This window comes from Paraburkholderia nodosa, from assembly GCF_001718195.1.
Lineage (GTDB): Bacteria > Pseudomonadota > Gammaproteobacteria > Burkholderiales > Burkholderiaceae > Paraburkholderia > Paraburkholderia nodosa_A.
Genome location: NZ_MCNV01000007.1, coordinates 42,349 through 68,586, shown reverse-complemented (window position 1 = coordinate 68,586; position 26,238 = coordinate 42,349). Strand labels below are relative to the sequence as shown.

The 26,238-nt window shown below is 64.6% G+C and carries 27 protein-coding genes and 1 tRNA gene; 8 read left to right on the top strand and 20 right to left on the bottom strand.

Annotation, left to right across the window (positions count from 1 at the left end; all coding sequences use genetic code 11):
* Window positions 1–71: 71 nt before the first annotated feature.
* From cydB to rpoH, 4 genes are all read right to left on the bottom strand, one after another.
* Window positions 72–1,208 (bottom strand): cytochrome d ubiquinol oxidase subunit II, encoded by a 1,137-nt coding sequence (gene cydB, locus BFD71_RS14490; protein WP_069264907.1) that lies wholly within the window; start codon window positions 1,206–1,208, stop codon window positions 72–74.
* A gap of 37 nt (window positions 1,209–1,245) precedes the next feature.
* Window positions 1,246–2,832, bottom strand: coding sequence for a cytochrome ubiquinol oxidase subunit I (locus BFD71_RS14485; RefSeq protein ID WP_069264906.1), 1,587 nt, complete (start codon window positions 2,830–2,832; stop codon window positions 1,246–1,248).
* On the bottom strand, window positions 2,819–3,121 hold the full coding sequence (gene cydP / locus BFD71_RS14480) for a cytochrome oxidase putative small subunit CydP (RefSeq protein ID WP_256094718.1): 303 nt from the start codon (window positions 3,119–3,121) through the stop codon (window positions 2,819–2,821). Before cydP ends, BFD71_RS14485 begins: the two co-directional genes overlap by 14 nt.
* 188 nt (window positions 3,122–3,309) lie before the next feature.
* Complete coding sequence (gene rpoH / locus BFD71_RS14475) at window positions 3,310–4,245, bottom strand: RNA polymerase sigma factor RpoH (RefSeq protein WP_069264904.1); 936 nt, start codon at window positions 4,243–4,245, stop codon at window positions 3,310–3,312.
* A 574-nt stretch (window positions 4,246–4,819) separates the two neighbouring features.
* Here rpoH and BFD71_RS14470 point away from each other — a divergent pair.
* On the top strand, window positions 4,820–5,203 hold the full coding sequence (locus BFD71_RS14470; RefSeq protein ID WP_028201838.1) for a nuclear transport factor 2 family protein: 384 nt from the start codon (window positions 4,820–4,822) through the stop codon (window positions 5,201–5,203).
* 150 nt (window positions 5,204–5,353) lie between these two features.
* Here the strand turns inward: BFD71_RS14470 and leuA are convergent, their stop codons facing one another.
* The 3 genes from leuA to ybiB form a co-directional block, all read right to left on the bottom strand.
* The gene (gene leuA, locus BFD71_RS14465; RefSeq protein ID WP_069264902.1) at window positions 5,354–7,000 is read right to left on the bottom strand and encodes a 2-isopropylmalate synthase; all 1,647 of its coding nucleotides are present in this window, start codon (window positions 6,998–7,000) and stop codon (window positions 5,354–5,356) included.
* Entirely contained in the window at window positions 6,990–7,193 is a 204-nt protein-coding gene (locus BFD71_RS14460) for a hypothetical protein (protein WP_069264900.1), read from the bottom strand. The genes leuA and BFD71_RS14460 overlap by 11 nt, the downstream gene beginning before the upstream one ends.
* A gap of 390 nt (window positions 7,194–7,583) precedes the next feature.
* The gene (gene ybiB, locus BFD71_RS14455) at window positions 7,584–8,546 is read right to left on the bottom strand and encodes a DNA-binding protein YbiB (RefSeq protein WP_069264898.1); all 963 of its coding nucleotides are present in this window, start codon (window positions 8,544–8,546) and stop codon (window positions 7,584–7,586) included.
* 235 nt (window positions 8,547–8,781) lie between these two features.
* Here ybiB and BFD71_RS14450 point away from each other — a divergent pair, with 235 nt between their 5' ends.
* Both BFD71_RS14450 and maiA read left to right on the top strand, forming a co-directional pair.
* Window positions 8,782–9,480, top strand: a complete 699-nt coding sequence (locus BFD71_RS14450; RefSeq protein ID WP_069264895.1) for a fumarylacetoacetate hydrolase family protein — start codon at window positions 8,782–8,784, stop codon at window positions 9,478–9,480.
* A gap of 44 nt (window positions 9,481–9,524) precedes the next feature.
* On the top strand, window positions 9,525–10,172 hold the full coding sequence (maiA, locus tag BFD71_RS14445) for a maleylacetoacetate isomerase (RefSeq protein ID WP_069264892.1): 648 nt from the start codon (window positions 9,525–9,527) through the stop codon (window positions 10,170–10,172).
* A gap of 97 nt (window positions 10,173–10,269) precedes the next feature.
* On the opposite strand, the gene ftsY is transcribed toward maiA, so the two are convergent.
* Window positions 10,270–11,427 (bottom strand): signal recognition particle-docking protein FtsY, encoded by a 1,158-nt coding sequence (gene ftsY / locus BFD71_RS14440; RefSeq protein WP_069264890.1) that lies wholly within the window; start codon window positions 11,425–11,427, stop codon window positions 10,270–10,272.
* 283 nt (window positions 11,428–11,710) lie between these two features.
* On the opposite strand from ftsY, the gene rsmD reads away from it, so the two are divergent.
* The 3 genes from rsmD (at window position 11,711) to BFD71_RS14425 (ending at window position 13,305) form a co-directional block, all read left to right on the top strand.
* Window positions 11,711–12,352, top strand: coding sequence for a 16S rRNA (guanine(966)-N(2))-methyltransferase RsmD (gene rsmD / locus BFD71_RS14435; RefSeq protein ID WP_069264887.1), 642 nt, complete (start codon window positions 11,711–11,713; stop codon window positions 12,350–12,352).
* 108 nt (window positions 12,353–12,460) lie between these two features.
* Entirely contained in the window at window positions 12,461–12,964 is a 504-nt protein-coding gene (gene coaD, locus BFD71_RS14430) for a pantetheine-phosphate adenylyltransferase (RefSeq protein ID WP_069264884.1), read from the top strand.
* 80 nt (window positions 12,965–13,044) lie between these two features.
* Window positions 13,045–13,305 carry a YfhL family 4Fe-4S dicluster ferredoxin gene (locus BFD71_RS14425; RefSeq protein ID WP_069264882.1) on the top strand — a complete coding sequence of 87 codons (261 nt, stop codon included), beginning with the start codon at window positions 13,045–13,047 and terminating at the stop codon, window positions 13,303–13,305.
* Between the two features lie 68 nt (window positions 13,306–13,373).
* Here the strand turns inward: BFD71_RS14425 and hisC are convergent, their stop codons facing one another.
* The 8 genes from hisC to BFD71_RS14385 form a co-directional block, all read right to left on the bottom strand.
* Window positions 13,374–14,441 (bottom strand): histidinol-phosphate transaminase, encoded by a 1,068-nt coding sequence (hisC, locus tag BFD71_RS14420; RefSeq protein WP_069264880.1) that lies wholly within the window; start codon window positions 14,439–14,441, stop codon window positions 13,374–13,376.
* 15 nt (window positions 14,442–14,456) lie between these two features.
* The gene (gene pth / locus BFD71_RS14415; RefSeq protein ID WP_069264878.1) at window positions 14,457–15,059 is read right to left on the bottom strand and encodes an aminoacyl-tRNA hydrolase; all 603 of its coding nucleotides are present in this window, start codon (window positions 15,057–15,059) and stop codon (window positions 14,457–14,459) included.
* Between the two features lie 149 nt (window positions 15,060–15,208).
* Window positions 15,209–15,817 (bottom strand): 50S ribosomal protein L25/general stress protein Ctc, encoded by a 609-nt coding sequence (locus BFD71_RS14410; RefSeq protein ID WP_069264876.1) that lies wholly within the window; start codon window positions 15,815–15,817, stop codon window positions 15,209–15,211.
* Between the two features lie 169 nt (window positions 15,818–15,986).
* The gene (locus tag BFD71_RS14405; protein ID WP_069265235.1) at window positions 15,987–16,943 is read right to left on the bottom strand and encodes a ribose-phosphate pyrophosphokinase; all 957 of its coding nucleotides are present in this window, start codon (window positions 16,941–16,943) and stop codon (window positions 15,987–15,989) included.
* An 89-nt stretch (window positions 16,944–17,032) separates the two neighbouring features.
* A tRNA-Gln gene (locus BFD71_RS14400) sits at window positions 17,033–17,109 on the bottom strand.
* A gap of 50 nt (window positions 17,110–17,159) precedes the next feature.
* Complete coding sequence (gene ispE, locus BFD71_RS14395) at window positions 17,160–18,062, bottom strand: 4-(cytidine 5'-diphospho)-2-C-methyl-D-erythritol kinase (RefSeq protein ID WP_069264874.1); 903 nt, start codon at window positions 18,060–18,062, stop codon at window positions 17,160–17,162.
* A gap of 80 nt (window positions 18,063–18,142) precedes the next feature.
* On the bottom strand, window positions 18,143–18,805 hold the full coding sequence (lolB, locus tag BFD71_RS14390; protein ID WP_069264872.1) for a lipoprotein insertase outer membrane protein LolB: 663 nt from the start codon (window positions 18,803–18,805) through the stop codon (window positions 18,143–18,145).
* Window positions 18,805–20,640 (bottom strand): tetratricopeptide repeat protein, encoded by a 1,836-nt coding sequence (locus BFD71_RS14385; protein WP_069264869.1) that lies wholly within the window; start codon window positions 20,638–20,640, stop codon window positions 18,805–18,807. The genes lolB and BFD71_RS14385 overlap by 1 nt, the downstream gene beginning before the upstream one ends.
* A gap of 122 nt (window positions 20,641–20,762) precedes the next feature.
* Between BFD71_RS14385 and mutM the strand changes: the two genes are divergently transcribed.
* Together mutM and mutY are read left to right on the top strand one after the other, a co-directional pair.
* Complete coding sequence (gene mutM, locus BFD71_RS14380) at window positions 20,763–21,593, top strand: bifunctional DNA-formamidopyrimidine glycosylase/DNA-(apurinic or apyrimidinic site) lyase (protein ID WP_069264868.1); 831 nt, start codon at window positions 20,763–20,765, stop codon at window positions 21,591–21,593.
* 15 nt (window positions 21,594–21,608) lie between these two features.
* Window positions 21,609–22,742, top strand: coding sequence for an A/G-specific adenine glycosylase (gene mutY, locus BFD71_RS14375; protein WP_083245258.1), 1,134 nt, complete (start codon window positions 21,609–21,611; stop codon window positions 22,740–22,742).
* 29 nt (window positions 22,743–22,771) lie between these two features.
* Here the strand turns inward: mutY and BFD71_RS14370 are convergent, their stop codons facing one another.
* The 4 genes from BFD71_RS14370 to ptsN form a co-directional block, all read right to left on the bottom strand.
* Entirely contained in the window at window positions 22,772–23,410 is a 639-nt protein-coding gene (locus tag BFD71_RS14370; protein WP_069264867.1) for an LON peptidase substrate-binding domain-containing protein, read from the bottom strand.
* Window positions 23,411–23,452: 42 nt separating this feature from the next.
* Window positions 23,453–24,346 carry an RNase adapter RapZ gene (rapZ, locus tag BFD71_RS14365; protein WP_069264864.1) on the bottom strand — a complete coding sequence of 298 codons (894 nt, stop codon included), beginning with the start codon at window positions 24,344–24,346 and terminating at the stop codon, window positions 23,453–23,455.
* Window positions 24,347–24,484: 138 nt separating this feature from the next.
* A complete protein-coding gene (gene hprK / locus BFD71_RS14360; RefSeq protein WP_028201859.1) occupies window positions 24,485–25,453 on the bottom strand; it encodes an HPr(Ser) kinase/phosphatase in 969 nt (322 codons plus the stop codon).
* A gap of 201 nt (window positions 25,454–25,654) precedes the next feature.
* Window positions 25,655–26,110 (bottom strand): PTS IIA-like nitrogen regulatory protein PtsN, encoded by a 456-nt coding sequence (ptsN, locus tag BFD71_RS14355; RefSeq protein ID WP_069264863.1) that lies wholly within the window; start codon window positions 26,108–26,110, stop codon window positions 25,655–25,657.
* Window positions 26,111–26,238 lie beyond the last annotated feature (128 nt).

Here is a 26,238-nt window from a genome sequence, read left to right as displayed (position 1 = left end):
ATGCCTGTGAAAGACGCCGCGGCACCCGCCGCGGCGTTTTCGTTTCCAGCGCCGCTCAGTCGCCTGGGCGCTCAGTACAGCGTATGGTGGTTGTCCTGTATCGCGCTGGCGGTGATCTTGCCGCGCATCACGCGATAGACCCACGCCGTGTAGGCGAGCACGATCGGCAGAAAAATGATGACGGCCACCAGCATGATCTCGAGCGTCATCTTGCTCGAGGTTGCGTCCCAGACGGTGAGGCTCGAACGCGGGTCGAGCGAGGAGGGCATGATGAATGGGAACATCGAGAAGCCCGCAGTCAGAATCACGCCGACGATCTGCAGCCCCGTGCTCAAGAACGCGAGCCGCTCGAAGCGCGAGCCCGCAAGTGCGAACGCGAGCACGCCGCCGAGCACGCCCAGGGCGGGGGCGAGCGCCATCCACGGATAGAGCCCGTAATTCGCGAGCCAGAGCCCGGGCCCCGAATCGACGCTTTTCAGGAGTGGATTGGCCACCGTGTCCAAAGGCGCCGGCGACGTGATCGTATAGCCGCCGATGAGTGTCGCCACGAGCGCGCCCGCCACGAGGAACAACACGATCGTGAGCGCCGAGAAAAGCCGCAGCGCCTTCGAAGCGCGCATGGCGACGACGCCATCGGTCTTCCTCTTCAGGAACGCCGCGCCGTGGGCGGTGAGCATGCAGAGGCTCACCAGTCCGCAGATCAGCGCGAACGGATTGAGGAGTGCGAAGAAGCTGCCGTGATACGTCACGCGCAGATCCGTGTCGTAGGCGAACGGCACGCCCTGGAGCAGATTGCCGAACGCCACGCCGAACACGAGCGCGGGCACGAAGCCGCCGATGAAAAGACCGCAGTCCCAGCCCTGGCGCCATCTCACATCGACGCGCTTGCCGCGATAGTCGAAGCCCACGGGACGGAAAAACAGCGAGAACAGCACGAGCAGCATCGCGAAGTAGAAGCCCGAGAACGACGCCGCATAGGCGAGCGGCCACGCGGCGAACATCGCGCCGCCCGCCGTGATGAACCACACCTGGTTGCCTTCCCACGTCGCGCCGACCGCGTTGATGACGATGCGGCGCTCCTCATCGGTCTTGCCGACGAAGGGCAGCAGCACGGCCGCACCCATGTCGAAGCCGTCGGTGAGCGCGAAGCCGATCAGCAGCACGCCGATCAGCACCCACCAGATCAACTTGAGCGTCGCGTAGTCCATGGCGTGTTTCCTCGCGTCTTTCGGTGTCTTGCAGCGATCACGAGACCTTGCCGCTGGTGGCCAGCGCGGCCGTCTGCTCGTGGAAGTAGCGACCGGTATGCAGCGACGAAGGCCCGAGGCGCGCGTACTTGAACATCAGCGTGATCTCGATGATGAAGAGCAGCGTGTAGAAGATCACGAAGCCCGCGATGCTCAGCATCACGTCGCCGGGTGCGAGGCTCGAAGCCGAAAGACGCGTGGGCAGCACTTCCGCGATGGTCCACGGCTGGCGGCCGGTTTCCGCGACGACCCAGCCGAACTCGGCGGCGAGCCACGGCAGCGGAATCGCCACCAGCGCCCAGCCGAGGAACCAGCGGCGGCTGTCCTTGAGCAGCGAGCGCTGCGCACAGAACCAGAAGGCGAGTACGAAGGTCACGAGAAAGAGGATGCCGAGGCCCACCATCACGCGAAACGACCAGAACACCGGCGCGACGGCCGGAATCGCCGTTCGCGACGCGGCCCTGATCTGGCCGGAAGTCGCGTCGACCACGTTCGGCGTGAACCGCTTCAAGAGCAGGCCGTAGCCGAGATCGGCCTTGTGCGCCTCGAACACGTCGCGCGTTTCGGTGTCGGCGGTGCCTTCCTTCATCTTTTGCAGCGCGGCATAGGCGAGCATGCCATTGCGGATGCGCACTTCGGCGCGGCCCATCAGGTCTTTCAGGCCGATCACGGGCGTGTCGATCGAGCGCGTGGCGATGATGCCCATCAGCCAGGGAATGCGGATCGCGTAGTCGGTGCGCTCTTCCTTCTGGTTAGGCAAACCGAATAGCGTGAACGGCGCGGGGGCGGGCGCGGTTTCCCATTCGGCCTCGATGGCGGCGAGCTTGACCTGCTGCACCACGCCGTCGGTGTAGCCCGATTCGTCGCCGAGGATCAGCACGCATAGCGTGGACGCAAGGCCGAAGCCCGCGGCGATCGCGTACGAGCGCAGCGCGAACTCGACGTCGCGCCGGCGCAGCAGGTACCACGACGAAATGCCGAGCACGAACATCGACGCCGTCACATAGCCGGCCGAAACCGTGTGCACGAACTTCACCTGCGCGACGGGGTTGAAGATCACCGCGAACAGGCTGGTGAGTTCCATGCGCATGGTTTCGTAGTTGAACGACGCACCCACGGGGTTCTGCATCCAGCCGTTGGCGATGAGAATCCACAGCGCCGAGAGGTTCGAGCCGAGCGCGACGAGAAACGTGGTGAAGAGGTGTGCGCCTTTCGACAGGCGATTCCAGCCGAAGAAGAACACCCCGACAAAGGTCGATTCGAGGAAGAACGCCGCGAGCCCTTCCACGGCGAGCGGCACGCCGAAAATGTCGCCCACGTAGTGCGAGTAGTACGACCAGTTGGTGCCGAACTGGAACTCCATCGTGAGGCCGGTGGTGACGCCCATCGCGAAGTTGATGGCGAAGAGCTTGCCCCAGAACTGCGTCATGTCCTTGTAGATCTCCTTGCCGGTCATCACATAGACGGACTCCATGATGACGAGCAGCCACGAGAGGCCGAGCGTGAGGGGCACGAACAGGAAGTGGTAGAGCGCGGTGATGGCGAACTGAAGACGCGAGAGTTCCACCGATTCAATCGTGGGCATGACGGTCTCCTCGCGGGGGCGGCATGGTCTGGGATGGGGACACTGACGGCTTGAGCGCCGTAGACTCGGGCACGGCCAGGATGGCCTGCGCGACAGCGGCAGGCGGCATGTTCATGTCTTCTGCCTGCGGATGATTGAAGAATGCGTATTTGAGCGCCATCAAGAGGATGAGCTTGACGGCAAGAACGAGGGCAATATCGCGCGCGAAGGTGGGGCCGCGCATCCACTGGAGGATGCGCGTGCGCAGCAGCGACGATGTGCGCTGGCGTTGACCGGATGCCGGGATCATGGCGACGGGTGCCCTCGAACGCGTTACGAGGCCAGACCGCGGCGCGGCCTCTGGCTCACCACCTCGAAATCATCTTAGGGTGGAATCAGCGAGGCCGGTGCGAAGGTGCGCAGCGTGTGGTGCGCGCAAAAGAAAAACCCCGTTCGCGGGAACGGGGTTTTCGGTGTGCCGGTGAGACCTGGCGACGCTTACGCGTAGTCGGCGAGGGCGGTGCGCATCTTCTTCATGGCGCTCGCCTCGATCTGGCGAATGCGCTCGGCCGAAACGCCGAACTCGTCGGCCAGCTCGTGCAGGGTCGAGCCGCCCGAACCATCGTCGTCCACGTTGAGCCAGCGCGCCTCGATGATGCGGCGGCTGCGTGCGTCGAGCGCTTCCAGCGCGCTCGCAATGCCGTCCGACTGCAGGCGGTCGCGCGAACGTGCGGCGAGCACGGCGCTCGGCTCGCTGTGCGAGTCGGCGAGCCAGGCGATCGGGGCGAACGACTCCTCGCCGTCTTCGGTCTGGCCTTCGAGCGCGATGTCGGCGCCCGACAGGCGCGTTTCCATCTCCACGACCTCTTCGCGCTTCACGTTCAGTTCCTGCGCGAGGCCGTCGATTTCTTCCGGCGTGAACGACTGCAGGCCCTGCTTGTGGCTGCGCAGGTTGAAGAACAGCTTGCGCTGCGCCTTGGTCGTGGCGACCTTCACCATGCGCCAGTTGCGCAGGATGTATTCGTGGATCTCAGCCTTGATCCAGTGCATGGCGTACGACACCAGGCGCACGTTCTGCTCGGGGTCGAAGCGCTTCACGGCCTTCATCAGGCCGATGTTGCCTTCCTGGATCAGGTCGGCGTGCGGCAGGCCATAGCCGAGATAATTACGCGCGATCGACACCACGAGGCGCAGGTGCGACAGCACCAGGCGGCGCGCGCCTTCAAGATTGTTCTGCTCGCGAAACTCGGTCGCGAACTGACGCTCTTCTTGTGGCGTCAGCATCGGGATCCGGTTCACGGCCTGAATATAAGCGTCGATGTTGCCCAGCTGGCCGGGCAACAGGGAAGCATTCGCGAGCGCCAATGAGCCCCCGGCCTTGGCCGACGACGGGCTCAGCGTACTCGGAAGGGTCATGGTCATTGCGTTGCTCACGTAGCGAACTCCTCAGGAATCTTGCGAAAGTCAGACACCGACTCCACGGTGGATGTTAGCACTCTGAATCCCCGAGTGCTAATACTTGGAGTCTGTAGGGGCTTCAAGGTTCCTTGATTCCTATCGAAATGGTTGTATCGATAGATTACACTAAACGCCGGCAATCAAGCAGGGCGGGGCCCGGCGCCCGGCGCAGGCCTGCGCAAGGGGCAGGCCGAAGGAACACTCTAGAACGGGACAGCGTCCGGCGCGAAGTGCGCGGGAAATAAGGGGTGAAATCAGCGACGTTCGACGGGCCGCGCAGCGCCAGGACCTTGCCACAGAATCTGAGAAATAGACATCGGATAAAGCGGAAAGTGCTGCGCTGCGACATCCGGGCGCGGCCGCCGAGATGTCGCTACGCCAGGCGCAGTTCTCACCGGGCGCGTGGCGTATCCACCATAGATGGAGGCGATGTCTTTGATCGCAAGTATCCTTGCGCCAAAACCTGGTATAAATTTCAGCCAGACGTATGCAGAAATCTTCGGCGGAGATCTGCGCTCAGGCGCGGGCCAACGCGCAAGGGGCTCAAGCGATGGCGGCAAAACTGATCGATGCGATTCGCGGACTTGAGCGCGAGCGCTTTCGCGCGATGGTCGACGGCGACGGCACGTCGCTGGACCAGTTGCTGTCCGATCACGCGACCTTCGTCCACACCAACGGCAAACGCGAGACCAAGCAGCAGTTCATCGACGCGATCACGGCCGGCCGCCGCCGCTACCGCCAGATCGAGATCCAGTCGCAGGACGTGCTGCACGCGGGCAACGAGGCCTGCGTGGTCTCCGGCCGCGTGTTGATCGAGATGGAAGCGAACAACGGTGCGCTGCTCTTTCCGATTGCCTATACGGCGATCCAGACGCAGGAAGGGGGCCACTGGCGTCTGCTCGCATGGCAGGCGACGCGTTGCGCGATCGAGTGATGACCGGTAAGTCCACTCGCTGAAACGCCGTGTAGGCGCTTCAGGCGCACGCCGGCGGCCCGTTTTGCCGCCGGCGCTCAACAATGCCGCCGATTTCCCTGCTGAAACCCAAACTGCTTCGCGCACAGCGCGCGACACGCGCGAAAGGCGTCAGGCCGCCGCGCGCCGATCCACTTGCGGCCAGGCCGCGCGGTTCACCGCGCTGACCACTGCCGCGACGCACGCATGGACCGCGTCTTCGCCCACGCCGACGCCGTGGCGCAGCGGCTGGCCGCCCACGCGCGCGCCGACGAACACGGCCGTACCGCCCTGCGAGGTGCGCTCAGTCTCGAACGACGTGATTTCAATGTGCTCGCCGGCGAGTGCCGCGATGGCGGCGGCCACAGCTTGCGCATGTGCCTCATCGCTGCTCGTGACAGCCGGCATGGCCACATCACGGCCTTCCCAGCGCACGCGGCCCGAACCGGCGTTGGCAACCGGCCCGCGCGTTTCGAAGTACTCACGCGCGAACAGTGCGCAGACCGCCTCGCCCGTGATCTCTTCGCCAGACGTATCGGCGACGGTCTGCACGGCGTGGCTGAACTCGATCTGCACGCGGCGCGGCGGCGTGAAGCCCATGCCGCGCTCGAGCAGATAAGTCGCGCCACCCTTGCCCGACTGGCTGTTCACGCGGATCACCGCGTCATAGCTGCGGCCGAGGTCGGCGGGATCGATCGGGAGATACGGCACTTCCCAGACGGCGTCGGGCTGCTGCTGCGCGAAGCCCTTGCGGATCGCGTCCTGGTGCGAGCCCGAGAACGCCGTGAACACGAGGTCGCCCGCATACGGATGACGCGGATGCACGGGCAACTGGTTGCAGCGCTCGACCACGCGGCGCACGGCGTCGATGTCCGAGAAGTCGAGGCCCGGGTCGATGCCCTGGGTGTAGAGGTTCATCGCGAGCGTGACGAGATCGACGTTGCCGGTGCGCTCGCCGTTGCCGAACAGGCAGCCTTCGATCCGGTCCGCGCCCGCGAGCAGCGCCAACTCGGCGGCGGCCACCGCCGTGCCGCGGTCATTGTGCGGATGCACCGACAGCACGATGCTGTCGCGGTACGCGAGATTGCGGTCCATCCACTCGATCTGGTCGGCGTAGACGTTGGGCATCGCCGCTTCGACGGTCGCCGGAAGATTCACGATCATCTTGTGATCGCGCGTCGGGCGCCACGTCTGGGCCACCGCGTCGCAGACTTCGCGCGCGAAGGTCAGCTCGGTCATGCTGAAGGTTTCGGGCGAATACTGGTAAATCCAGTGCGTTTGCGGGTTCTTGTCGGCGTGTGCGCGGATGATGCGCGTGCCTTCGACCGCGAGCGCTTTCACTTCCTCCTTCGACTGGCCGAACACGATCTTGCGGAACGACGGGCAGATCGCGTTGTAGAGGTGGACGATGGCGCGCGGCACGCCTTCGAGCGCTTCGAACGTGCGTGCAATCAATTCTTCGCGCGCCTGCACGAGCACTTCGATCGTCACATCGTCGGGAATGCGTTTTTCGTCGATCAGCTTGCGCACGAAATCGAAGTCGGTCTGCGAAGCGGACGGAAAGCCGACTTCGATTTCCTTGAAGCCGATCGCGACGAGCATTTCGAAGAATTCGGTCTTCTGCTCGATGCTCATCGGCTCGATCAGCGACTGGTTGCCGTCGCGCAGGTCGGTGCTCATCCAGATCGGCGCGCGCTCGACGGCGCGCGTGGGCCATTTGCGGCCGTTCAATCGGATGGCGGGGAAGGGGCGGTACTTCTCGGCGGGATTACGCAACATGACGAGCCTCGTTCTTCATGGTGTCGTTTGCGATGGTGGTCGGCAGCGGGCGGTTGGCGGGCTGGCGACGGAGCACGATGCGCGAAACCTCACGCGTACGGGCGGAAACCTCGGACGCGAAGAAGACGGCCACGGTGACGGCGGTAACCGGCGCGGCGAAAGCGGACGTGAACGATGCCCATGCAACGTGCATTTTGACCTCGCGACTCGTCCGAACGGTAAGCGGACGAATGCAGACGACAAGTTGTAGAGATACAGCGGATTTGGGGTACTGCGAGAACTGCTTTGGGAGGACCGCGGTGACCGGAGGAGGGGTCGTTGCGGCGCTACACCAGCTTTAGGCCAGGCGTAGCGATAGGGCCGATAGTCGGCCGAAGGTAATTCGGAGGGTGTTCGGGTAGGAACGCATCCGTCCAATGTAAATCAGGGCGGATGCGCGTGTCAACTGCGAATTTGCTGGTTGGCTGCGTGAAGAAGCGTGAAGATGGCCGATGAAGCGCGCCGATACGCTTGCGGCGGAACACGCGCGTCGCCCCCCGCGCGGCCCTCGGCGGCTTGAGCGCCGGGTTTTCGGGTTCGATCGTCAGCGCTTCGCGATGCGTTTGATCGTCTCGATCTGGCGCGAGAGCGCATCCGGCACCGGCGCTTCGCCGCGCTGCACGGCATCGATCCAGGCGGCTGTAGTCGGTGCATCGCGGCCTTCGGGGAGATCGATTTCGGGCGCGCCGGGCGACGAGCGCTCCGGTTCGACCAGCGTTTCGCAGATGCCGTCGTGCAGCCAGTCGACCTGCACCTGGCGGCGGGTATCGGCGACGGCTTCGCCCTCAGTGCCGCGCGCGAGCAACGCGCCGCCCACCGCCGCTTCCGGATGCGCCGCGAAGAGGGCGCTGAGGCTTTCGCGGTACGGCGGGTGCGTGTAGTTCACGAGACGCAGGCCCGGCTCCGCGAACGGCTGCAGCAGCTTCACGAGCGTATGCGTGGAGTTGCGCACGCCCATGCGCCGGCGCATCGAGAGCAGGCGAGCGAGTTTGGGCGCGAGCGTGTCGATCGACGAAAACGCCACGCGGCCCGACGCCAGTTGCGCCTCGATTTCGGCGTGATCGCGTGCTTCGGGACGATTCAGCGCCGCGAAGATTTCCGCGCTCGTGACACGACCCGGATCGGTCACGACGCCGTGCACGAGCGTCGGCACACCTTCGCGCGCGAGCAGCAAGGCGAGCAGCGGCACGAGATTCGGCTGCTTGCGCGCGCCGTTGTAGCTTGGGATCGACACAGGCCGATAGTCGCCTCGCGGCACCGCGAGCGGCGCGAACGAGGCGTGCGCCGCGCAGAGCATGGCGGCCAGCTCATCCGCGGTTTCGCCCTTGAGGCGGTAGGCGAGCAGCACCGCGCCTAGCTCCAGCTCGGGCACGCGGCCGTCGAGCATGGCGGCGTAAAGGGCGTGCGTGTCTTCGGACGAGAGCGAGCGAGCGCCGTGCGGTCCGCGGCCGATCTCCTTGATGAAGCGGGCGCACGGGAAGATGTCGGTGGAGTCGGCGGTGGTCATGGGCGCGGTTCGTTCGACGGCGTGCCGAGGGCCGCCGTCGTATTGAAATGGGGATGCGGGAAGTATCGCACGAGCACGCGGTGCCTCGCCGGCCGCGCCCGGCCGGCCGCGTGAAGACGCCGCCGCGCACGCCCACCGCCGCGCGTTACACTCGCGATTGTTCTGACGGCGCAAGCCGCGCGATCGACAGGCACGCGTGCTTCGTGCACGCGCCATCACAAAGACGGAGAACTCCATGACGTACGTATTCGAACCGGCGGCACTCGCCTCGGTGCCGGTGGCAGGCACCGACACGCGTTTCCCGGTGCGGCGCATCTATTGCGTTGGCCGCAACTACGAAGCGCATGCGCGCGAGATGGGCCACGATCCGAACCGTGAACCGCCGTTCTTCTTCTCCAAGCCCGCCGACGCCGTGCTCTACGTTGCACCGGGCTCGACCGCCGAATTTCCGTACCCCGCGCAATCGCAGAACGTGCACTTCGAGATGGAACTCGTCGCGGCAATCGGCAAAGGCGGCAAGGACATTCCGGTCGCGAGCGCGCTCGACCACGTGTTTGGCTACGCGCTCGGCCTCGATATGACACGCCGCGACTTGCAGGGCGAGGCGAAGAAGCTCGGTCGTCCGTGGGATACGGCCAAGGGCTTCGACCATTCGGCGCCGATCGGCCCGATCCATCCGGTTTCAAAGATCGGCCCGCTCGAGAAGGGCGAAATCTGGCTCGCAGTCAACGGCGAGGAGAAACAGCGCTCGGATATCTCGCAGATGATCTGGCCGGTTGCCGACACGATCGCGTTCCTTTCGACGCTGTTCGAACTCAAGGCCGGCGACCTGATCTACACGGGCACGCCCGAAGGCGTGGGCGCCGTGGTCAAGGGCGATCTGATGACGGGCGGTGTGGCAGGAATCGGCGAATTCGCCGTGCGGGTCGTCTGAGCGGCGCGCGCCGCAGCACGATTCAAGAGGAGCAAGAGAGGAGCATGAAGCTTTACAGCTATTTCCGCAGTTCGGCATCGTATCGGGTGCGAATTGCGCTGAATCTGAAGAACCTGTCGTACGAGTACGTCCCGGTTCACCTCGTGCGCGACGGCGGCGAGCAGCTCAAGCCCGCCTATCGCCAGGTGAATCCCGATGCGATCGTGCCGTCGTTCGTCGACGACGAAGGGCACACGCTTCAGCAGTCGCTCGCGATCATCGAATATCTGGAAGAGACGCATCCCGAGCCGCCGCTGCTGCCGAAGTCGCCCATCGATCGCGCTCATGTGCGCTCGCTCGCGCTGCAGGTGGCGTGCGAGATTCATCCGGTGGACAACCTGCGCGTGCTCAAGTACCTCAAGCACACCGTAGGCGCCGACGACGCGACGAAAGACGCGTGGTACCGCCACTGGATCGAGGCGGGCTTCGCGACGCTCGAACAGCGGCTCGCCAGCGATCCGCGCACCGGCAAGCTCGCTTTCGGCGACACGCCGACCGTCGCCGATCTTTGCATCGTGCCGCAGGTCTACAACGCGAACCGCTTCAAGATCGACACGACGCGTTACCCGACCATTCAGCGCATCAACGACTACGCGCTCACGCTCGACGCGTTCGCGCGCGCCGCGCCGGGCGTGCAGCCGGACTCGGAATAAGCGTCTGACCGGTTTGCACTGGCCGCGACAATGAAAAAGGGCGTCGTTCGTGAGAACGACGCCCTTCGTACATTCAAAGCCGGGTAATTGCGCGCTATCAGCTGCCAAGCAGCGCGTCGGCGAATTCTTCGGCCACGAACGGCTGCAGATCTTCGACCTTTTCGCCCACGCCGATGAAATACACGGGGATCGGGCGTTGCCGCGCGATCGCGGCGAGGATGCCGCCCTTGGCGGTGCCGTCGAGCTTCGTGACGATGAGGCCGGTGAGGCCGAGCGCGTCGTCGAAGGCCTTGACCTGTGCGAGCGCGTTCTGGCCCGTGTTCGCGTCGATCACGAGCACCACCTCGTGCGGTGCGCCGTCGAATGCCTTGCCGATCACGCGCTTGACCTTCTTCAGCTCGTCCATCAGATGCAATTGCGTGGGCAGGCGGCCAGCGGTGTCGGCCATCACCACGTCGATGCGGCGCGCTCGCGCGGCGCTTACGGCGTCGAAGATCACCGCTGCCGGGTCGCCGCTTTCCTGCTGCACGACCGTCACGTTGTTGCGCTGGCCCCAGATGGCGAGCTGTTCGCGCGCGGCGGCGCGGAACGTGTCGCCGGCGGCGAGCAGCACGCTCTGGTCGAAGCTTTGCAGATGCTTGGCGAGCTTGCCGATGCTGGTGGTCTTGCCGGCGCCGTTCACGCCCGCGATCATCATCACGAGCGGCTGTGCACGGCCGAGCATGAGCGACTTCTCGAGCGGCTTGAGCAGGCCGATGAGCAGCTCGCGCAGGGCGTTCTTCACCTGCTGTGCGTCGGTCAGGCGCTCGGCGCGTACCTTCTGGCGCAGCGTTTCGAGCAGATATTCGGTCGCGTCGACGCCCGCATCCGACATCAGCAGCGCGGTTTCGAGCTCTTCGTAGAGATCGTCGTCGATCTTCGCGTTGACGAAGATGCTCTGGATGTTCGAGCCGGTTTTTGAGAGCCCCGACCTCAGGCGCTTGAGCCACGATTGCCTGGCTTCGGGCTCGAGCGCGGGCGGCGGGACAATCTCGACGGTTTCCGGTTCGTCGTCATTGTCGACGGCTTGCTGCGGCTCGACCGGAGCGGTCACGGCCGGTGGAGCGGAGGGCGCGGGCGGCGTTTGGTGCGGCGCGCTGGCGGCCTGATCAACGGCCTCGTCCGGCGCCTCGAGGGCGGCTTCGTCCTGCGCATTCTCGGCCGGCGCGTTCTCGGCGTCCTTCGAGCCGCGGAATCGTTTGAAGAAACTGAACATGGTCTGGGGTGGGTCAGGCGCGCTGCGGGTCGGACCGAGGGGCGGTCAGCGACAGCATGGAAGAGGTAACGCGCGGAAAACATGGCATTTTATCAGGCGCGTTAGCTGGAGTCGCTGCGGCATCGCCGTGGGAGCGTTGCGGCGCGCACGCGGCACCTGCGCGCCCCTGTGGTAACGTGCGCGCATTGGAGGGCGCGATGCGAAAGCGTCGAACCCCACAGTCGAGTTCCGCCGGCAAGTTGACTGCCAGCGGTCAAATGCACGCAGCGGTACGACCCAACGCATGACCCGTTCCTCACCTTCACGTGGCCAAGGCGGCCGCACCCATCAGCCCGATCCCCGCGCACGTGGCGGCGGCGGTGCGCACACGATCCGCATCATCGGCGGCGACTGGAAGCGCACGCCGCTGCCGGTGCTCGACCTCGACGGTTTGCGTCCGACCCCCGATCGCGTGCGCGAGACGGTCTTCAACTGGCTTGGCCAGCGTCTCGACGGTCTGCGTTGCCTCGACCTTTTCGCGGGCAGCGGCGGCCTCGGCTTCGAGGCGGCCTCGCGGGGCGCCGCGCGCGTCGTGATGGTGGAGCGCAGCGCGCGCGCCGCCGCGCAACTGCGCTCGAACCAGGCGCGGCTTGGCGCGCGCATGATCGAAATCGCAGAAGCCGACGCACTGCGTCTCGCGGCCAATCTCGCGCCAGGCTCGTTCGATGTGGTGTTCCTCGATCCCCCGTTCGGCGACACCGCGCTGCTCGAGCGCTCACTCGAACTGGCTGCGCCGCTCGTCGCCCCGGACGGCTGGCTTTACGTGGAGTCAGGTGAGCGTATCGATCCAGCTGCGCGGCCCGTGCTGGCGGGCTGGAGCGTGGTGCGCGAGGGCCGGGCCGGCGCCGTTCACTATCATTTGCTGCAGCGCGAAAATGAGGAATAATGCGCGTTCGATAAGAAGCGGCGGGCGGCCTGGCCGTCACGCACGCACGTGCGCATGCGTCGCCACGGCACTGCATTGCGCCCCATTTCTGTTGAGAGGAGAAGCCTCATGGTAGTCGCCGTGTACCCCGGTACCTTCGACCCGCTCACGCGCGGCCACGAAGATCTCGTGCGGCGCGCGTCGAGCATTTTCGACACGCTGGTAGTCGGCGTTGCGGACAGCCGCAACAAGAAGCCTTTCTTCTCGCTCGACGAGCGGCTCGAGATTGCCCACGAGGTGCTCGGCCACTATCCGAACGTGCAGGTCATGAGCTTCAAGGGGCTCCTGAAGGACTTCGTGCGCACCAACAACGCACGCGTGATCGTGCGCGGCCTGCGCGCGGTGTCGGACTTCGAGTACGAATTTCAGATGGCGGGCATGAACCGTTACCTGCTGCCCGACGTCGAGACGATGTTCATGACGCCATCGGACCAGTATCAGTTCATTTCGGGCACGATTGTGCGCGAAATCGCCCAGTTGGGCGGCGACGTGAGCAAGTTCGTGTTTCCGTCCGTGGAAAAGCGCTTGCAGGACAAGGTGGCCTCGATGGGCGCCCCGGTTACGAAGGTGTGAACGCCCGGCCAAAGCAGCGTAAACTGTCGGGCTAAGCAACGTGTGAGCCGGCCTTCGCGCCGGCGGGAAGTGAGAACAGCATGGCCCTGATGATTACCGACGAGTGCATCAATTGCGACGTGTGCGAGCCCGAGTGCCCGAACGACGCGATCTCGATGGGCCCGGAAATCTATGTGATCGACCCGAAGAAGTGCACCGAATGTGTCGGCCATTTCGATGAGCCGCAGTGCATCCAGGTGTGCCCGGTGGAGTGCATTCCCAAGAATCCGGAGCATGTCGAGTCGCCCGAGCAGTTGATGCAGAAGTACCACGCGCTGACGGCCGCCAAGAACAACGCCTGAATCGCGTAATTCTGCGGAAAATAAAAAACGCGCCAACTGGCGCGTTTTTTTTTCATCCTGCCGTCTTCTTACGCGACGGTGGCCTTCAATGCGTCGATGAGCGTGTCGCACTCGAGATCCGTGCCGATCGAGATACGCAGATGCTGTCTCACGCGCGGCGCGTTGAAATGGCGCACGAAGATCTCCTTTTCGCGCAGTTTGGCCGCAATTGCCGCCGCGTCGTGCGCAGAATGCGTCGCGAACACGAAATTCGCCGCCGAAGGCACCACGTCGAAGCCGAGCGCGGTGAGCGCGGCCGTCAGGCGCTCGCGGCTGGCGATCACGCGCGCGCTCGTGGTCTTCAGCCACTCGCCGTCTTCGTAAGCGGCGGTCGCGGCGGCTTGTGCCAGGCGGTCGAGCGGGTACGAGTTGAAGCTGTCCTTTACGCGGTTGAGCGCGTCGATGAGATCGGGGTGGCCGAACGCGAAGCCCACGCGCATGCCCGCGAGCGAGCGCGATTTCGAAGTTGTGTGCACGACCAGCAGGTTCGGATAGCGGTCGATCAGCGCAATCGCCGACTCGGCGCCGAAATCCACATACGCTTCGTCGATCACTACCACGGATTCCGCGTTCGCCGCGACAAGCCGCTCGATTTCCGCGAGCGGCAGCGCGTGACCCGTGGGCGCATTCGGATTCGGGAAAATCACGCCGCCATTGGGCTGGCGGTAATCGTCGACGCGAATCGTGAACTGTTCCGTGAGCGGCACGGTGCGGTACTCGACCTCGTAGAGCCGCGCGTAGGTCGGGTAGAAGCTGTAGGTGATGTCGGGAAAGAGGATCGGCTCGTCGTGCTTGAGCAGCGCCTGGAAGGCGTGAGCGAGCACCTCGTCCGAGCCGTTGCCGACGAACACCTGCTCCGCGCGGATGCCGTGATGCGCGGCCACGGCGGCGCGCAGACGCTTCGCGACGGGGTCGGGATAGCGGCGCAGCGACTCGCCCGTCTCGCCCAGTTCGTGGCGGATCGCCTCGAGCACACGCGGGGAGGGCGCATACGGATTCTCGTTGGTGTTGAGCTTGACCGGCTTCGCGAGCGCGGGCTGCTCGCCCGGCACGTAGGGCACGAGCCGGTTGACGATGTCACTCCAGTAACGACTCAAGACGCTCTCCTTGTTTCAACCGTTGCGATGCAGCTGCATCACCGCGCGTTCGGCCTCGCCCTTCACGAACGTCGGCATCACGGCGAGCGCGCGTTCGATCGATGCGTCGATCACCTCTTGCTCTTCGCGGCGCGGCGGCTTGAGCACGAAGTTCGCGACATCGGGCTTTGCACCGGCGCGCGCGCCTTCGGGGATCAGGTCGCGCGGATGGCCGATGCCGATGCGCAAACGCCAATACTGCTGCGTCGACAGATGCGCGGATATGTCCTTCAGGCCGTTGTGGCCGCCGCTGCCGCCGCCGAGCTTGAGCTTGACGGCGCCGGGCGGCAGATCGAGCTCGTCGTGCGCGACGAGGATCTGATCGGGCAGGATCTTGAAGAACGCCGCGAGAGCGACGACCGATTGCCCCGAGCGGTTCATATAGGTCTGCGGTTCGAGCAGATGCACTTCCTCGCCGTAGAGTCGCGCCTTCGCGTAGTGGCCGTGGAAGCGCCGCTCGTCGCGCAGCGTCGTGCCGGCTTCGCGCGCGAGCTGGTCCACGAGCCAGAAGCCCGCGTTGTGGCGCGTCGCCGTGTATTCGGCGCCCGGATTGCCGAGCCCGACGATCAACCTGATCATTGTGGTGTTCCGCTTGCGTAAATCGATGAACTGACCCGCAAGTGTACGAAAAAGTGCGAAAAAAAACCCGCCGGGGCGAACCGCGGCGGGTCACGTCGACCGTTTCAGGGAAACGGATCGAGAGGATCGGCTCATTGAGGCCGCTGCGCTTACTCCGCAGCCGGCGCTTCTTCGCCTTCAGCAGCCGCCTGGGCGCCAGCCGGCACGGGTGCCGACACGATGACCGGGTTTTCCACTTCGACGTGCTGAACCAGCGTCACGCCTGCGGGCAGGGTGATGTCCTTGGCATGCAGCGATTGACCGGCTTCGATCTTGGCGAGGTCGACTTCGAGGAATTCCGGCAGTTGGCCCGGCAGGCACTGGATTTCGATTTCAGCCAGAACGTGCGAGATGATCGCGCCACCCGTCTTCACAGCCGGGTTGGTTTCCTGGTTCATGAAGTGCAGGGGCACCTTCGTGTGGATCTTCTTGCTCGGATCCACGCGCTGGAAGTCCACGTGCAGCACGAGCTGACGGAACGGGTGGTATTGCACGTCGCGCAGCAGCACTTGCTGCGACTTGCCGGCCACTTCGAGGTCGAGGATCGACGAGTGGAAGGCTTCCTTCTTGAGGGCGTGCCACAGCGCGTTGTGATCGATTTCGATCAGTTGCGGCTCGGCGCCGACACCGTAAACGATGCCAGGGGTCTTGCCAGCAATGCGCAGGCGGCGGCTCGCACCCGTACCTTGCAGGTTACGCTCGAAAGCGATGACTTTCATTTGATTCTCCATTGCACTGCCCGCGACCAGGCAGTAAAACGGGGCCTTTTCAGCAGAATGCCTGCCTTCCGGCCCCCAGCGATGCAGCGCGAACCATCGTCCGTTCGCGCCGATTACGTGCAAAAGCGCGGCGTCCTTGCGAACACCGCGCCTTGCGCGTCAATTCTTCTTAGCTTTCCGCGAACAGCGACATCACCGAGTCGCCGCGACGGATACGCGAGAACGTTTCGGCGAGAAGTCCTGCGCTCGTGAGCGAGCGGATCTTCGCGCACGAACGCGCTTCGGCGCCCAGCGGAATCGTGTCGGTCACGACGAGTTCGTCCAGAGCCGAAGCGGCGATGCGCTCGCCTGCGCCACCCGAGAGAACCGGGTGCGTGGCGTAAGCGAACACCTTCTTCGCGCCGCGTTCCTTCAGCACTTGCGCTGCCTTGCAGAGCGTGCCGGCGGTGTCGACCATGTCGTCCATGATCACGCAGGTGCGGCCTTCGACTTCACCGATGATGTTCATCACTTCGGCGACGTTCGCCTTCGGACGACGCTTGTCGATGATGGCGAGATCGCAATTCAGTTGCTTGGCGAGCGCACGGGCGCGCACCACGCCGCCGACGTCCGGCGAAACGACCAGCAGGTTCTCGTGATTCTGCTTGCGCAGATCGCCGAGCAACACGGGCGTCGCGTAGATGTTGTCGACGGGAATATCGAAGAAGCCCTGAATCTGGTCAGCGTGCAGATCCATCGTGATGATCCGCTCGACGCCGGCGATTTCCAGCATGTTCGCCACGACCTTCGCCGAGATGGCGACGCGCGCCGAACGGGGGCGGCGGTCTTGACGGGCATAGCCGAAGTAGGGAATAGCTGCGGTGATCCGGCCTGCGGATGCGCGCTTGAGCGCATCGACCATGATCATCAGTTCCATCAGGTTGTCGTTGGTCGGCGCGCAAGTCGACTGAAGGACGAAGACGTCCTTGCCGCGCACGTTTTCCTGGATTTCGACCTGGATTTCACCGTCGGAAAATCGGCTAACCATAGCCTTACCGAGGGGAATACCGAGGATCTTGACGACTTCCTGGGCAAGCGCGGGATTTGCGTTGCCAGTAAAAACCATCAGGCCGTCATGGCTGCTCATCATGCACCTGCTGCGGACTTTGGGGGGCGAGAGGAACTACTTGGGCGAACTGCTCCGGGTAACCCACAGAGCGAACTGCCTGGAATTTTTGGCAGGGGAGGAAGGACTCGAACCCTCGCATGCCGGAATCAAAATCCGGTGCCTTAACCAACTTGGCGACTCCCCTACACTCAACTTTGAGCCTGACTGACCGGTAGGACGATCAACCATGCAAAACTATGCCGCGAAAGCGAAGAGTGGATGCTTGTTCAGACTCGAGGCTACCGCGCTTCGCCAGTCCGGTTGTTCCGCAAGCAGTCTGGCCTGTGCCGATTCTGCTTCGGACCGACTGGCGAATGCTGCAAAAACGCTGGCACCCGATCCGGTCATCCGCGCTGGTGCGATGCTGTTCGAGACACTCTCAAACCATCGAAGCACCTGCGCTACTTCCGCGTATTTTCCTGCGACAACCGCTTGCATATCGTTATGACCGAAGCTGTCTGGCCATCCGTTCTGCGTTGCTTGCTGTGCAAGAAAGACTGCAATTGTGCAGGTCTTTGTGTCCCTTGTCAACGATTTTTCTGAAAAAATCTCGGCAGTAGGAACATGAACCCGCGGCGTCACGACCAAAAAATGACGCGGGGGCAATTGTACAGCCTCGAGGGCTTCGCCAACACCCTCCGCGAACGCATTTTTCCCGAACACGAAGAAGGGCACGTCCGCGCCCAGTTCGAGTGCGAGCGCCTGCAATTCCTCGCGTTGCAGGTTGAGCTTCCACAGGCGGTTGAGCGCGAGCAGCGTCGTGGCCGCGTCGGAGCTGCCGCCGCCGAGACCCGCGCCCATCGGCAGACGCTTTTCGATATCGATCTCGACACCCTCGCTCGTGCCCGTGTGTTCCTTGAGCAGCGTCGCGGCGCGCACGGTGAGGTCGTGCTCGGCAGGTACGCCTTCCACTTCCACGGTGCGCGTGATGCGGCCGTCGTGGCGGCGCGTGAAATGCAGCGTGTCGCCCCAGTCGAGCAACTGGAACACGGTCTGCAGATCGTGATAGCCATTGGGGCGCCGGCCCGTGATGTGCAGGAAGAGATTGAGTTTCGCGGGCGCTAGGCAGTCGCGCAGCGAGTCCTGGGTTTCGATCATGATGCTCTTGGGATGATGCCTGGATTCTGGCCGGCGCGTGCCGGCCAGATATTGCTGATGAGAGACCGCAACCGGCCCGCTTACTGGTCGAGCACGAGCTTGATCTGGAGCGGCGGTGCTTCGCGCGTGAGATTGACGCGTTTCACGCCATTGGCCGGCGCGTCGGCGTAGGCGACGTAATCGATGGTCCAGCCGTCCTGCTCGATCTGCGAAAGCCGCTGCGGATTCTGCGAGTCGGGCGTAGTGCGTGCATGCGAGGTGGGCGCGACCGAAGGCTGCAGCCAGTAGCGCAGCCCTTCCACGGGCAGGGCAAAGCCGAGCGCCTGCTGCATGAGCGTGCTCACGTTGTCGGCCGTGAGCGGCTGGCGGTTGGGCAGTTCCAGCGTGGCTTGCGACGGCGCGGAAGTGACGAGCGCGAGTGTCTGGCCGAGCGGATTGAGCAGTTGCAGCGTCACCGTCGAATCGGTCTCGTGCCAGTCGAAGTTGCCGTACGCGTTGCGCTGCTGGCCGTTCTGATCGACATATTGAACGGCGAAGCGGCCATGATAGGCGCGGTTCGTCTGCGTACTGAGCGACGTCGTGGCGTTCGAGGTGGAAGGTTGGCGCGGCGGCTGCTGCGTCGCGCAACCCGTCAGCGCGAGGAGCGCGGCCGCCGCTGCGCCGAGCGACGCGCGCCGTACGAAACTGGCTGCGCGCGCAACGGTGAGAGCCTGGGGGGAAATCGAAGTGAAAAAATCTGCCATCAGAGATCGTTGACCTGGAAGCGTTTGAGCGTCTTCAGGAGCGTGTCGTTGTCGGGTTCGAGCTTGCGGGCCTCGCGCCACGCGGCGCGTGCGCCGTCCTGGTCGCCGTTTTTCCAGAGCACTTCACCGAGGTGCGCGCCTATTTCCGCGTTCGGCTGGAGGCTGTAGGCCTTGCGCAAGAGCTTGATCGCGTCGGCATTGTCACCCAGGCGGTATTTGACCCAGCCCACACTGTCCATGATGAACGCGTCGTCCGGTGCGAGCGACGAGGCTTTTTCCACCAGTTTGTCGGCTTCCTGCAGGCGCTGATTGCGGTCCGCAAGCGAGTAACCGAGCGCGTTGTAGGCCTGCGGATTGTCGGGCTGCGTCTTGATCAGCTTGCGCAGCTGCGCTTCCATGACGTCGTAGTGGCCGGTTTTTTCCGCAGCCATCGCGTAGTCATAGGTGAGGTCCGGGTCGTCCGGGAAGTCGGCGGTCGCCTTCGCGAGCCGTGCTTCGGCTTCCGGGTAGCGCTTCGCGTCGAACAGGATCGCGGCGTCGGTGCGCGCGATCAGCGCCTGGTCGCGCGGATCGTCGGCCTGAATGCTCGCGAGCTGACGGCGCGCGTCGTCGGTCTTGCCTTCCTTGTCCAGGATCTGTGCGCGCGTGATCTGGGCCGGCACATATTGCTGGCTGTTGGGCTGGATCTTGTCGAGCCACTTCTGTGCGCCGGCGTCGTCCTTCTGCTCGACCGACAGTTGCGCGAGGTAAATATAGGCCTGACCTGGGTCGGCGGCCGGATTCTTCTCGGCAACCTGCGCGTATTGCGTCAGATACTTCTGCGCGGCGTCGAACTTCTTCTGCTGCACGCTGATGAGCGCGAGCGCCATGAGCGGCATCAGGTCGGTCGCGTTGTCCTTGTGCAGAATCTCGAACTGCTTCTGCGCGTCGTCGAGGCGGTCGGCAGCGAGATAGGTCTGCGCGAGTGCGAGACGCCCTTCACGCGACTTCGGGTTCTGCTGGACGTACTTTTCGATCGACGCAATGCCTTCGGCGCGCTCCTCCGGCCCCATCTGCGCGAGCATCAGCGCGGCGGGAAGGTAGTCGGGCTTGAGCGCGAGCGCCTGCTCGAACGACTTGCGTGCGCCGGGTGCGTCGTCGGCGAGCAGCTGCTGGCGGCCGATCGCGAGCTGCGCCTCGGGACGGTTCATGTCGTCCTTGAGCAGCGTTTTGAGCACATTCAGGCCGCCCACGCGATTGGGACCGCGCGAAAGCAGAAGCTGCAGCGAGAGGATCGCCTGGCCACGACTGTCGGCCGGTACCTTCGCGAGTTCGCGCGCAAGCAGCGGCTGGGCGTCGTCGGGCTTGCCCGCGAGCACGAGGAGTGACGCGTCGAGCTGCGCCGCGCGCTCGGAATCGGGCGCGTACTGCTGCCAGAGCTGCACCGCAGTCAGGGCGTCGGACGGGCTTTGCGCCGAGAGCGCGATTTCCGTCGCGCGCTGCGCCATGCGCGGGTCGTGCGTGTCGCGCGCGAGCGCGAGATACGTTTGAAAGGCGGGGGCAGGCTGGTCGCGCTGCAGCGCGATTTCCGCGGCGAGCACCTGGAAGACGATCTGGCTCGACAGCGGAACGGCCGGCAGATCCTTCTTCTCGTCGGGCGAGGGGGGACCGAAAGCGTCCGGCATGGTGACGGAAGTGTCGTCCGTGTCAGGGGACGGATCCTGCGCATATGCGCTCGACGTGGTCAACGCCCAGGCGGCGAGAACTGCGGCGCCAACGAGGCGACGCGCGAAGGCGGCAGGGGCGCGGGGCGTCGCGGGACGCTTCGCGAACAGCTTAACGAAAGACAGTTCCATGGAATTCCGTCGAATGTTTCGGTCGATTGTAACGCGCTGGCTACAATACGCGCACAACGCGCACACACGTTTACGCAAGTTGCAGACCAACCCGGACCAGCATCCGAATCAGGCCGCGAGATATGCCAGAGTTGCCAGAAGTTGAGGTTACCCGAAGGGGGATCGAACCGTGGGTCGCGGGCCGCCGCGTCGAGCGCGTGGAGGTGCGCAACCCCGCATTGCGCTGGCCCGTGCCGGCTACGCTCGCCCGTACGCTGCGCGGCCGCACGATACGTTCGGTTGGGCGGCGCGGCAAGTATTTGCTGTTCGAGGTCGACGAAGGCTGGTTCATCGTGCATCTCGGCATGACCGGCACGCTGCGCGTGCTGCGCAATCTGCCGAAGCCGCCGGCCGCGGAGAAGCACGATCACGTCGACTGGTTCTTCGACGACTTCACGCTGCGCTTTCGCGACCCGCGCCGGTTCGGCGCCGTGCTCTGGCACCCGCGCGAGGCTGGCGACGTGCTCGGCCATCCGCTGCTGGCGGCGCTCGGCATCGAGCCGTTCACACCGGCCTTCGACGGCGCGCTGCTCTTTCGCGAGACCCGCGGCCGCAAGGTCGCCGTCAAGCAGGCTCTCCTCGCGGGCGATATCGTGGTGGGCGTGGGCAATATCTACGCATCGGAAAGTCTGTTCCGCGCCGGTATCCGGCCGACGACCCCGGCGGGCCGCGTTTCGCTCGCGCGCTACGAACTCCTCGCGGATGCCGTGCGCGCCGTGCTCGCCTCGGCCATCGAGAAGGGCGGCAGCACGCTGCGCGACTTCGTCGGCAGCAACGGCGAAAGCGGCTATTTTCAGCTCGAATACTTCGTTTATGACCGCGCGGGCCAACCCTGCCGCGTGTGCGGCACGCCGATCAAACAGATCGTGCAGGGCCAGCGTTCCACTTATTTCTGTCCGCGCTGCCAGCGCTGAGCGCCAGGCATTTCCATGTACCGAACTTCTTCCACTTCCGCGCCGCTACCGGCTGGCGCGTATCCCGCTGAGCTGCTCACCGGTTTCGCGCCGCGCCTGATCGCCTGGCAGCGCGAGCATGGCCGTCACGACCTGCCGTGGCAGAACACGCGCGACCCGTATCGCATCTGGCTATCGGAAATCATGCTGCAGCAGACTCAGGTCTCGACCGTGATTCCGTACTACGCGCGTTTTCTCGAGCGCTTTCCCACGGTCGAAGCGCTCGCCGCTGCGCCCGACGACGACGTGATGGCGCTCTGGGCCGGCCTCGGCTATTACTCGCGCGCGCGCAATCTGCACCGCTGCGCGCAGGTCGTGGCCGATACCCACGGTGGCAAGTTTCCGCAGACGGTCGAGGCGCTCGCGGAGCTGCCCGGCATCGGCCGTTCGACGGCGGCGGCGATCGCGTCGTTCGCGTTCGGCGCGCGCGAAACGATCCTGGACGGCAACGTGAAGCGCGTGCTCGCGCGCGTGTTCGGCGTGGAAGGCTTTCCTGGTGAAAAGCGCGTGGAGAACGCGATGTGGACGCTCGCCGAAACGCTCGTGCCGGGTCCCGAAGCGAGCGACGCCGACGTGAGCGCGTACACGCAAGGCTTGATGGATCTTGGCGCGACGCTGTGCGGGCGGGGCAAGCCCGACTGCGCGCGCTGTCCGTTCGCGCAGGACTGCGTGGCGAACGCGACGGGACGTCAACGCGAACTACCCGCCGCGCGCCCGAAGAAGGCCGTGCCCACGCGGCGCACGTGGATGCTCGTGCTGCTCGACGGCGATGCGGTGATGCTGGAGAAGCGCCCGCCATCGGGTATCTGGGGTGGGTTGTGGAGCTTGCCCGAAGCCGCGGACGAACCCGCGCTCGCCGAGCGCGCGCGAGACTTCGGAGTGACGCCGGAGCGCGCGGCGTCGAGTTCGGCGCTCATGCCGCTCACGCATACGTTCACGCACTTCAAGCTCGACATCGAGCCGCGCGTGATCGAACTCAAGCGCAATGCCGCGCCGCTCGAAGCCAATGATGGACAGAGCGCATGGGTGTCGCTAGGCAACATCGACGCGTATGGCGTGCCCGCGCCGGTGCGCAAACTGCTCGATGGTTTGCGTGGACCGCTGATCTGAGTCAGCGAGCAAGCGGCATCAACGCTGCATCAAAGCAGCTGATGCTGCTGCATGTAGTGATGCACGATTTCGATACGCGCGCCGGCATCGTTCAACTCCATGAGCTTCTGACGCGCGCGCAGCGCGATCGGCAGCACCTCGGCCAGACGGTTCGATACCCACGAGGGATCGTCGAAGCGGAACGGCTCCGCAAACGGCAGGCTCGCGGAATCGCGCTCGCGGATCGTCGCGATGATGCGCTCGAGCACTTCCGCACACGCGCCGAATTGCGCGAGCTGTTTGCCGCCTTCCAGTGGAATATCTTCGGGGATCAACTCGGCCGTGCCCACGAGCAGGCCGTCGGCTTCCACGCGATGCGAGAGCAGATGAAAGCGTTGCGTGCCGTGAGCCTGGATATGCAGCATGCCGACGGTCTCGACATCGCATTGCTCGATGAGCGCGAGGCATCCCACGGATTCGGGCACGGCAGTCGTCTCGTCGGGCTGCGCGACTTCCGCGCCACTTTTGAGCAGGCACACGCCGAACGGCGTGTGCTCGCGCAGGCACTCGCTCGCCATGTCCAGGTATCGCGCTTCGAAGATCTTGAGCGGCAGCAGGCCGCCGGGGAACAGCACCGTATGCAGCGGGAACAACGGCAAACGGCCAAGCACGGCAGGAGACGAGGACATGGCGCAACGCTTTCGGTTAAGGGCCGCGCGATGCGCAGCCGGTTAGGCGATCAGCCGTGACGACTCTCCGACATCGAGAGGCGCGTCGCGGTGACGCACGATAACGTTCGACTCGCCGGCAAAGCGCGTGGCGAGCGTCTGGGCGATGTACACCGATCGATGTTGTCCGCCCGTGCAGCCGATCGCAACGGTGAGATAGCTGCGGTTGTCGGCGCGAAAATGCGGCAGCCACTTCGCGACGAACGCATAGACATCGTCGATCATTTCGTGGACGGCCGGCTGCGCATTGAGAAAGTCGATCACGGGCTGATCGAGCCCGGTGAGCGGGCGCAGGCGGGCGTCGTAATGCGGGTTCGGCAGCGTGCGCACGTCGAACACGAGGTCGGCGTCGAGCGGTACGCCGCGCTTGAAGCCGAACGATTCGAACGTGAGCATGAGCGAGCCGCGCTCGCCGCCGACGAACACCTTCACCCACTGGCGCAGTGCGTTGGAACTCAGGTTGCTCGTGTCGACCTGATGGCCGAACTCGGCGAGGTTCGAAACGAGTTCACGCTCGTGCTCGATCGCTTCTTCGAGTGACTTGAGCATGCCCACGTTGGCGTCGTGCGCGGCGGAGCCCGAAAGCGGATGGCGGCGGCGCGTTTCCGAGAAGCGCTGGATGAGCGACTGCGTGCTCGCGTTGAGGAAGAGCACGCGCACATCGTGGCGAAGCGCCAGGTCGCGGATCATCTCCGGCATGTCGTCGAACGACGAACTCGAGCGCGCATCGATAGCGACGGCGAGGCGTTCGTAGCCGTCGTCGCTGAGATATTGGGCGAGTTGCGGTAGAAAGCGCGGCGGCAGATTGTCGACGCAATAATAGCCGACGTCTTCGAGCGCATTGAGCGCCACTGACTTGCCGGAACCCGAAATGCCGGTGATCAGGATGATACGCATGGGAGAGTCGATGAACCCGATTGGGTCATCATAGCATCCGATCCGCGCGCCTGTATTGGCTCTCCGGGCCGCAGGCGCTCGTTTCGAGGGCGCGCACGGCGTACATTGCGCGCCTCGCCGGCCTCACCGCTTCGGGCGTCAGATCAGCTTGCCGGGAAACTGGCTGTCGGGGTCCTGCATGGCGAGACGCTGGCGGTCCATGAAGTCGCGCAGGGTGTCGATACCGCGCAATTGCAGGATCGTGTTGCGCACGGCGGCCTCGACCAGCACGGCGAGGTTGCGGCCCGCGGCCACCTGGATCGTGACCTTGCTGATGGGCAGGCCGAGCACGTCGACGGTCTGGCTCTCCAGCGGCAGACGCTGGAACTCGCCGTCCGGGCGGCGCACGAGTTGCACGATGAGCTTGAGCTTCATCTTCCGGCGCACGGCCGTTTCACCGAAGATCGTCTTGATGTCGAGCAGGCCGAGGCCGCGCACTTCGAGCAGGTTCTGCAACAGCGGCGGGCAGCGCCCCTCGACGAAATCGGGGCCGAGGCGCACGAAGTCCACGGCGTCGTCGGCTACGAGGCCATGGCCGCGGCTGATCAGCTCCAGACCCAGCTCGCTCTTGCCGAGACCCGAGTCGCCCGTGAGCAGCACGCCCATGCCGAGAATGTCGAGAAATACGCCGTGCAGCGTCGCGCGCGGCGCGAGAATGCGCGACATGTAGAGGCGCAGGCTGTCGATGACGGTGGCCGCCGACATCGGCGTGGTGAAGAGTGGCGTGGAAGAACGCGTGCAACGCAGCACCAGTTCGGGCGGCGCGGTCATGCCGTCGGCGACCACGAGAAACGGTGGTTCGAGCGCGATCAGCTCGGCCATGTGGCGCGAGCGGTCTTCGTCGGTCTGGCGCTGGTAGTAGTGAATTTCGGCGTCGCCGAGCACCTGGATGCGGTTCGGATGGATCAGGTTCAGGTGACCGACGAGGTCGGCGCTCGCCGTGGCCGTGGCCACCGTTTCGGTCGAAAAGCCGCGTTCCCAGCCTTCGTGCCCCGTCAGCCAGCTGAGTTTCAGCGTGGTGGCGTTGTCGTCGAAGATGCTTTGGGCGTTGATGCTGGAAGTGTCCATGAGTCGGTGACTCCGCGAGATGACTCGCTTAACGGCTGACTGAATTGCTGGCTAAATAATCCGCGCGACCTGGCCTGGGTGCGCTACCTGGGTGGTTCACGGCTGCCGGCGCCTTACGCTTCACCCCTGCAACGAGCGTCGAGCGCGCGCTGTTCGGCCGCGCGTACCGCGACCGCGCCTCGCAAGACGCCGCACATTACATCAAGGTTGCCACTGGGTGAGCAGGCGATGCAACGTTTCGCGGTCTTCTTCCGTATGGAGCCGCTCACGCGTTTCGCGATCCGACAGTAGTTGTGCGATCTCGGACAGGATTTCAAGGTGCTGCTGCGTGGCCTGTTCGGGCACGAGCAGGAAGATCAAAAGCGACACGGGCAGGCCGTCTGGCGCTTCGAAGGCGATCGGCTCGGCGAGGCGCACGAAGGCGGCCTGCGGCTGCTTCAGGCCCTTGATGCGGCCGTGCGGGATCGCGACGCCTTCGCCGAGGCCCGTGGAGCCGAGACGCTCGCGTGCGAAAAGATTGTCGGTAACCGTGCTGCGGGCGATGCCGTTCTGGTTTTCGAAGATCAGGCCAGCCTGCTCGAAGACGCGTTTCTTGCTGGTGACGGACAGGCCGACGACGACGTTCTCGATGGGAAGTATTTTGGCTAAACGATTCATGTTGGCAGGCGAAAACGTGGCCTGAATGCTCCACACCCCGACAGCTGACCGCTTTGGCGGAAGCTTTGGATCTGGCGACGAAGCCCGGTGCCGGGACCGTGGGGACCTGTTGGCGCGTTAGACCCCGT

Excerpts from the sequence above, each read along its gene's own strand:
- BFD71_RS14460 (WP_069264900.1), bottom strand. The coding sequence starts at position 7,193 with ATGCACGTTGCATGGGCATCGTTCACGTCCGCTTTCGCCGCGCCGGTT.
- hprK (WP_028201859.1), bottom strand. The coding sequence starts at position 25,453 with ATGGACACTTCCAGCATCAACGCCCAAAGCATCTTCGACGACAACGCC.
- BFD71_RS14405 (WP_069265235.1), bottom strand. The coding sequence starts at position 16,943 with ATGAGCAGCCATGACGGCCTGATGGTTTTTACTGGCAACGCAAATCCC.
- BFD71_RS14370 (WP_069264867.1), bottom strand. The coding sequence starts at position 23,410 with ATGTCCTCGTCTCCTGCCGTGCTTGGCCGTTTGCCGTTGTTCCCGCTG.
- BFD71_RS14485 (WP_069264906.1), bottom strand. The coding sequence starts at position 2,832 with ATGCCCACGATTGAATCGGTGGAACTCTCGCGTCTTCAGTTCGCCATC.
- maiA (WP_069264892.1), top strand. The coding sequence starts at position 9,525 with ATGAAGCTTTACAGCTATTTCCGCAGTTCGGCATCGTATCGGGTGCGA.
- cydP (WP_256094718.1), bottom strand. The coding sequence starts at position 3,121 with ATGATCCCGGCATCCGGTCAACGCCAGCGCACATCGTCGCTGCTGCGC.
- BFD71_RS14425 (WP_069264882.1), top strand. The coding sequence starts at position 13,045 with ATGGCCCTGATGATTACCGACGAGTGCATCAATTGCGACGTGTGCGAG.
- BFD71_RS14385 (WP_069264869.1), bottom strand. The coding sequence starts at position 20,640 with ATGGAACTGTCTTTCGTTAAGCTGTTCGCGAAGCGTCCCGCGACGCCC.
- mutM (WP_069264868.1), top strand. The coding sequence starts at position 20,763 with ATGCCAGAGTTGCCAGAAGTTGAGGTTACCCGAAGGGGGATCGAACCG.
- pth (WP_069264878.1), bottom strand. The coding sequence starts at position 15,059 with ATGATCAGGTTGATCGTCGGGCTCGGCAATCCGGGCGCCGAATACACG.
- BFD71_RS14410 (WP_069264876.1), bottom strand. The coding sequence starts at position 15,817 with ATGAAAGTCATCGCTTTCGAGCGTAACCTGCAAGGTACGGGTGCGAGC.
- ftsY (WP_069264890.1), bottom strand. The coding sequence starts at position 11,427 with ATGTTCAGTTTCTTCAAACGATTCCGCGGCTCGAAGGACGCCGAGAAC.
- rapZ (WP_069264864.1), bottom strand. The coding sequence starts at position 24,346 with ATGCGTATCATCCTGATCACCGGCATTTCGGGTTCCGGCAAGTCAGTG.
- ybiB (WP_069264898.1), bottom strand. The coding sequence starts at position 8,546 with ATGACCACCGCCGACTCCACCGACATCTTCCCGTGCGCCCGCTTCATC.
- lolB (WP_069264872.1), bottom strand. The coding sequence starts at position 18,805 with ATGGCAGATTTTTTCACTTCGATTTCCCCCCAGGCTCTCACCGTTGCG.
- ispE (WP_069264874.1), bottom strand. The coding sequence starts at position 18,062 with ATGATCGAAACCCAGGACTCGCTGCGCGACTGCCTAGCGCCCGCGAAA.
- BFD71_RS14470 (WP_028201838.1), top strand. The coding sequence starts at position 4,820 with ATGGCGGCAAAACTGATCGATGCGATTCGCGGACTTGAGCGCGAGCGC.
- BFD71_RS14450 (WP_069264895.1), top strand. The coding sequence starts at position 8,782 with ATGACGTACGTATTCGAACCGGCGGCACTCGCCTCGGTGCCGGTGGCA.
- ptsN (WP_069264863.1), bottom strand. The coding sequence starts at position 26,110 with ATGAATCGTTTAGCCAAAATACTTCCCATCGAGAACGTCGTCGTCGGC.
- coaD (WP_069264884.1), top strand. The coding sequence starts at position 12,461 with ATGGTAGTCGCCGTGTACCCCGGTACCTTCGACCCGCTCACGCGCGGC.
- cydB (WP_069264907.1), bottom strand. The coding sequence starts at position 1,208 with ATGGACTACGCGACGCTCAAGTTGATCTGGTGGGTGCTGATCGGCGTG.
- mutY (WP_083245258.1), top strand. The coding sequence starts at position 21,609 with ATGTACCGAACTTCTTCCACTTCCGCGCCGCTACCGGCTGGCGCGTAT.
- rsmD (WP_069264887.1), top strand. The coding sequence starts at position 11,711 with ATGACCCGTTCCTCACCTTCACGTGGCCAAGGCGGCCGCACCCATCAG.
- leuA (WP_069264902.1), bottom strand. The coding sequence starts at position 7,000 with ATGTTGCGTAATCCCGCCGAGAAGTACCGCCCCTTCCCCGCCATCCGA.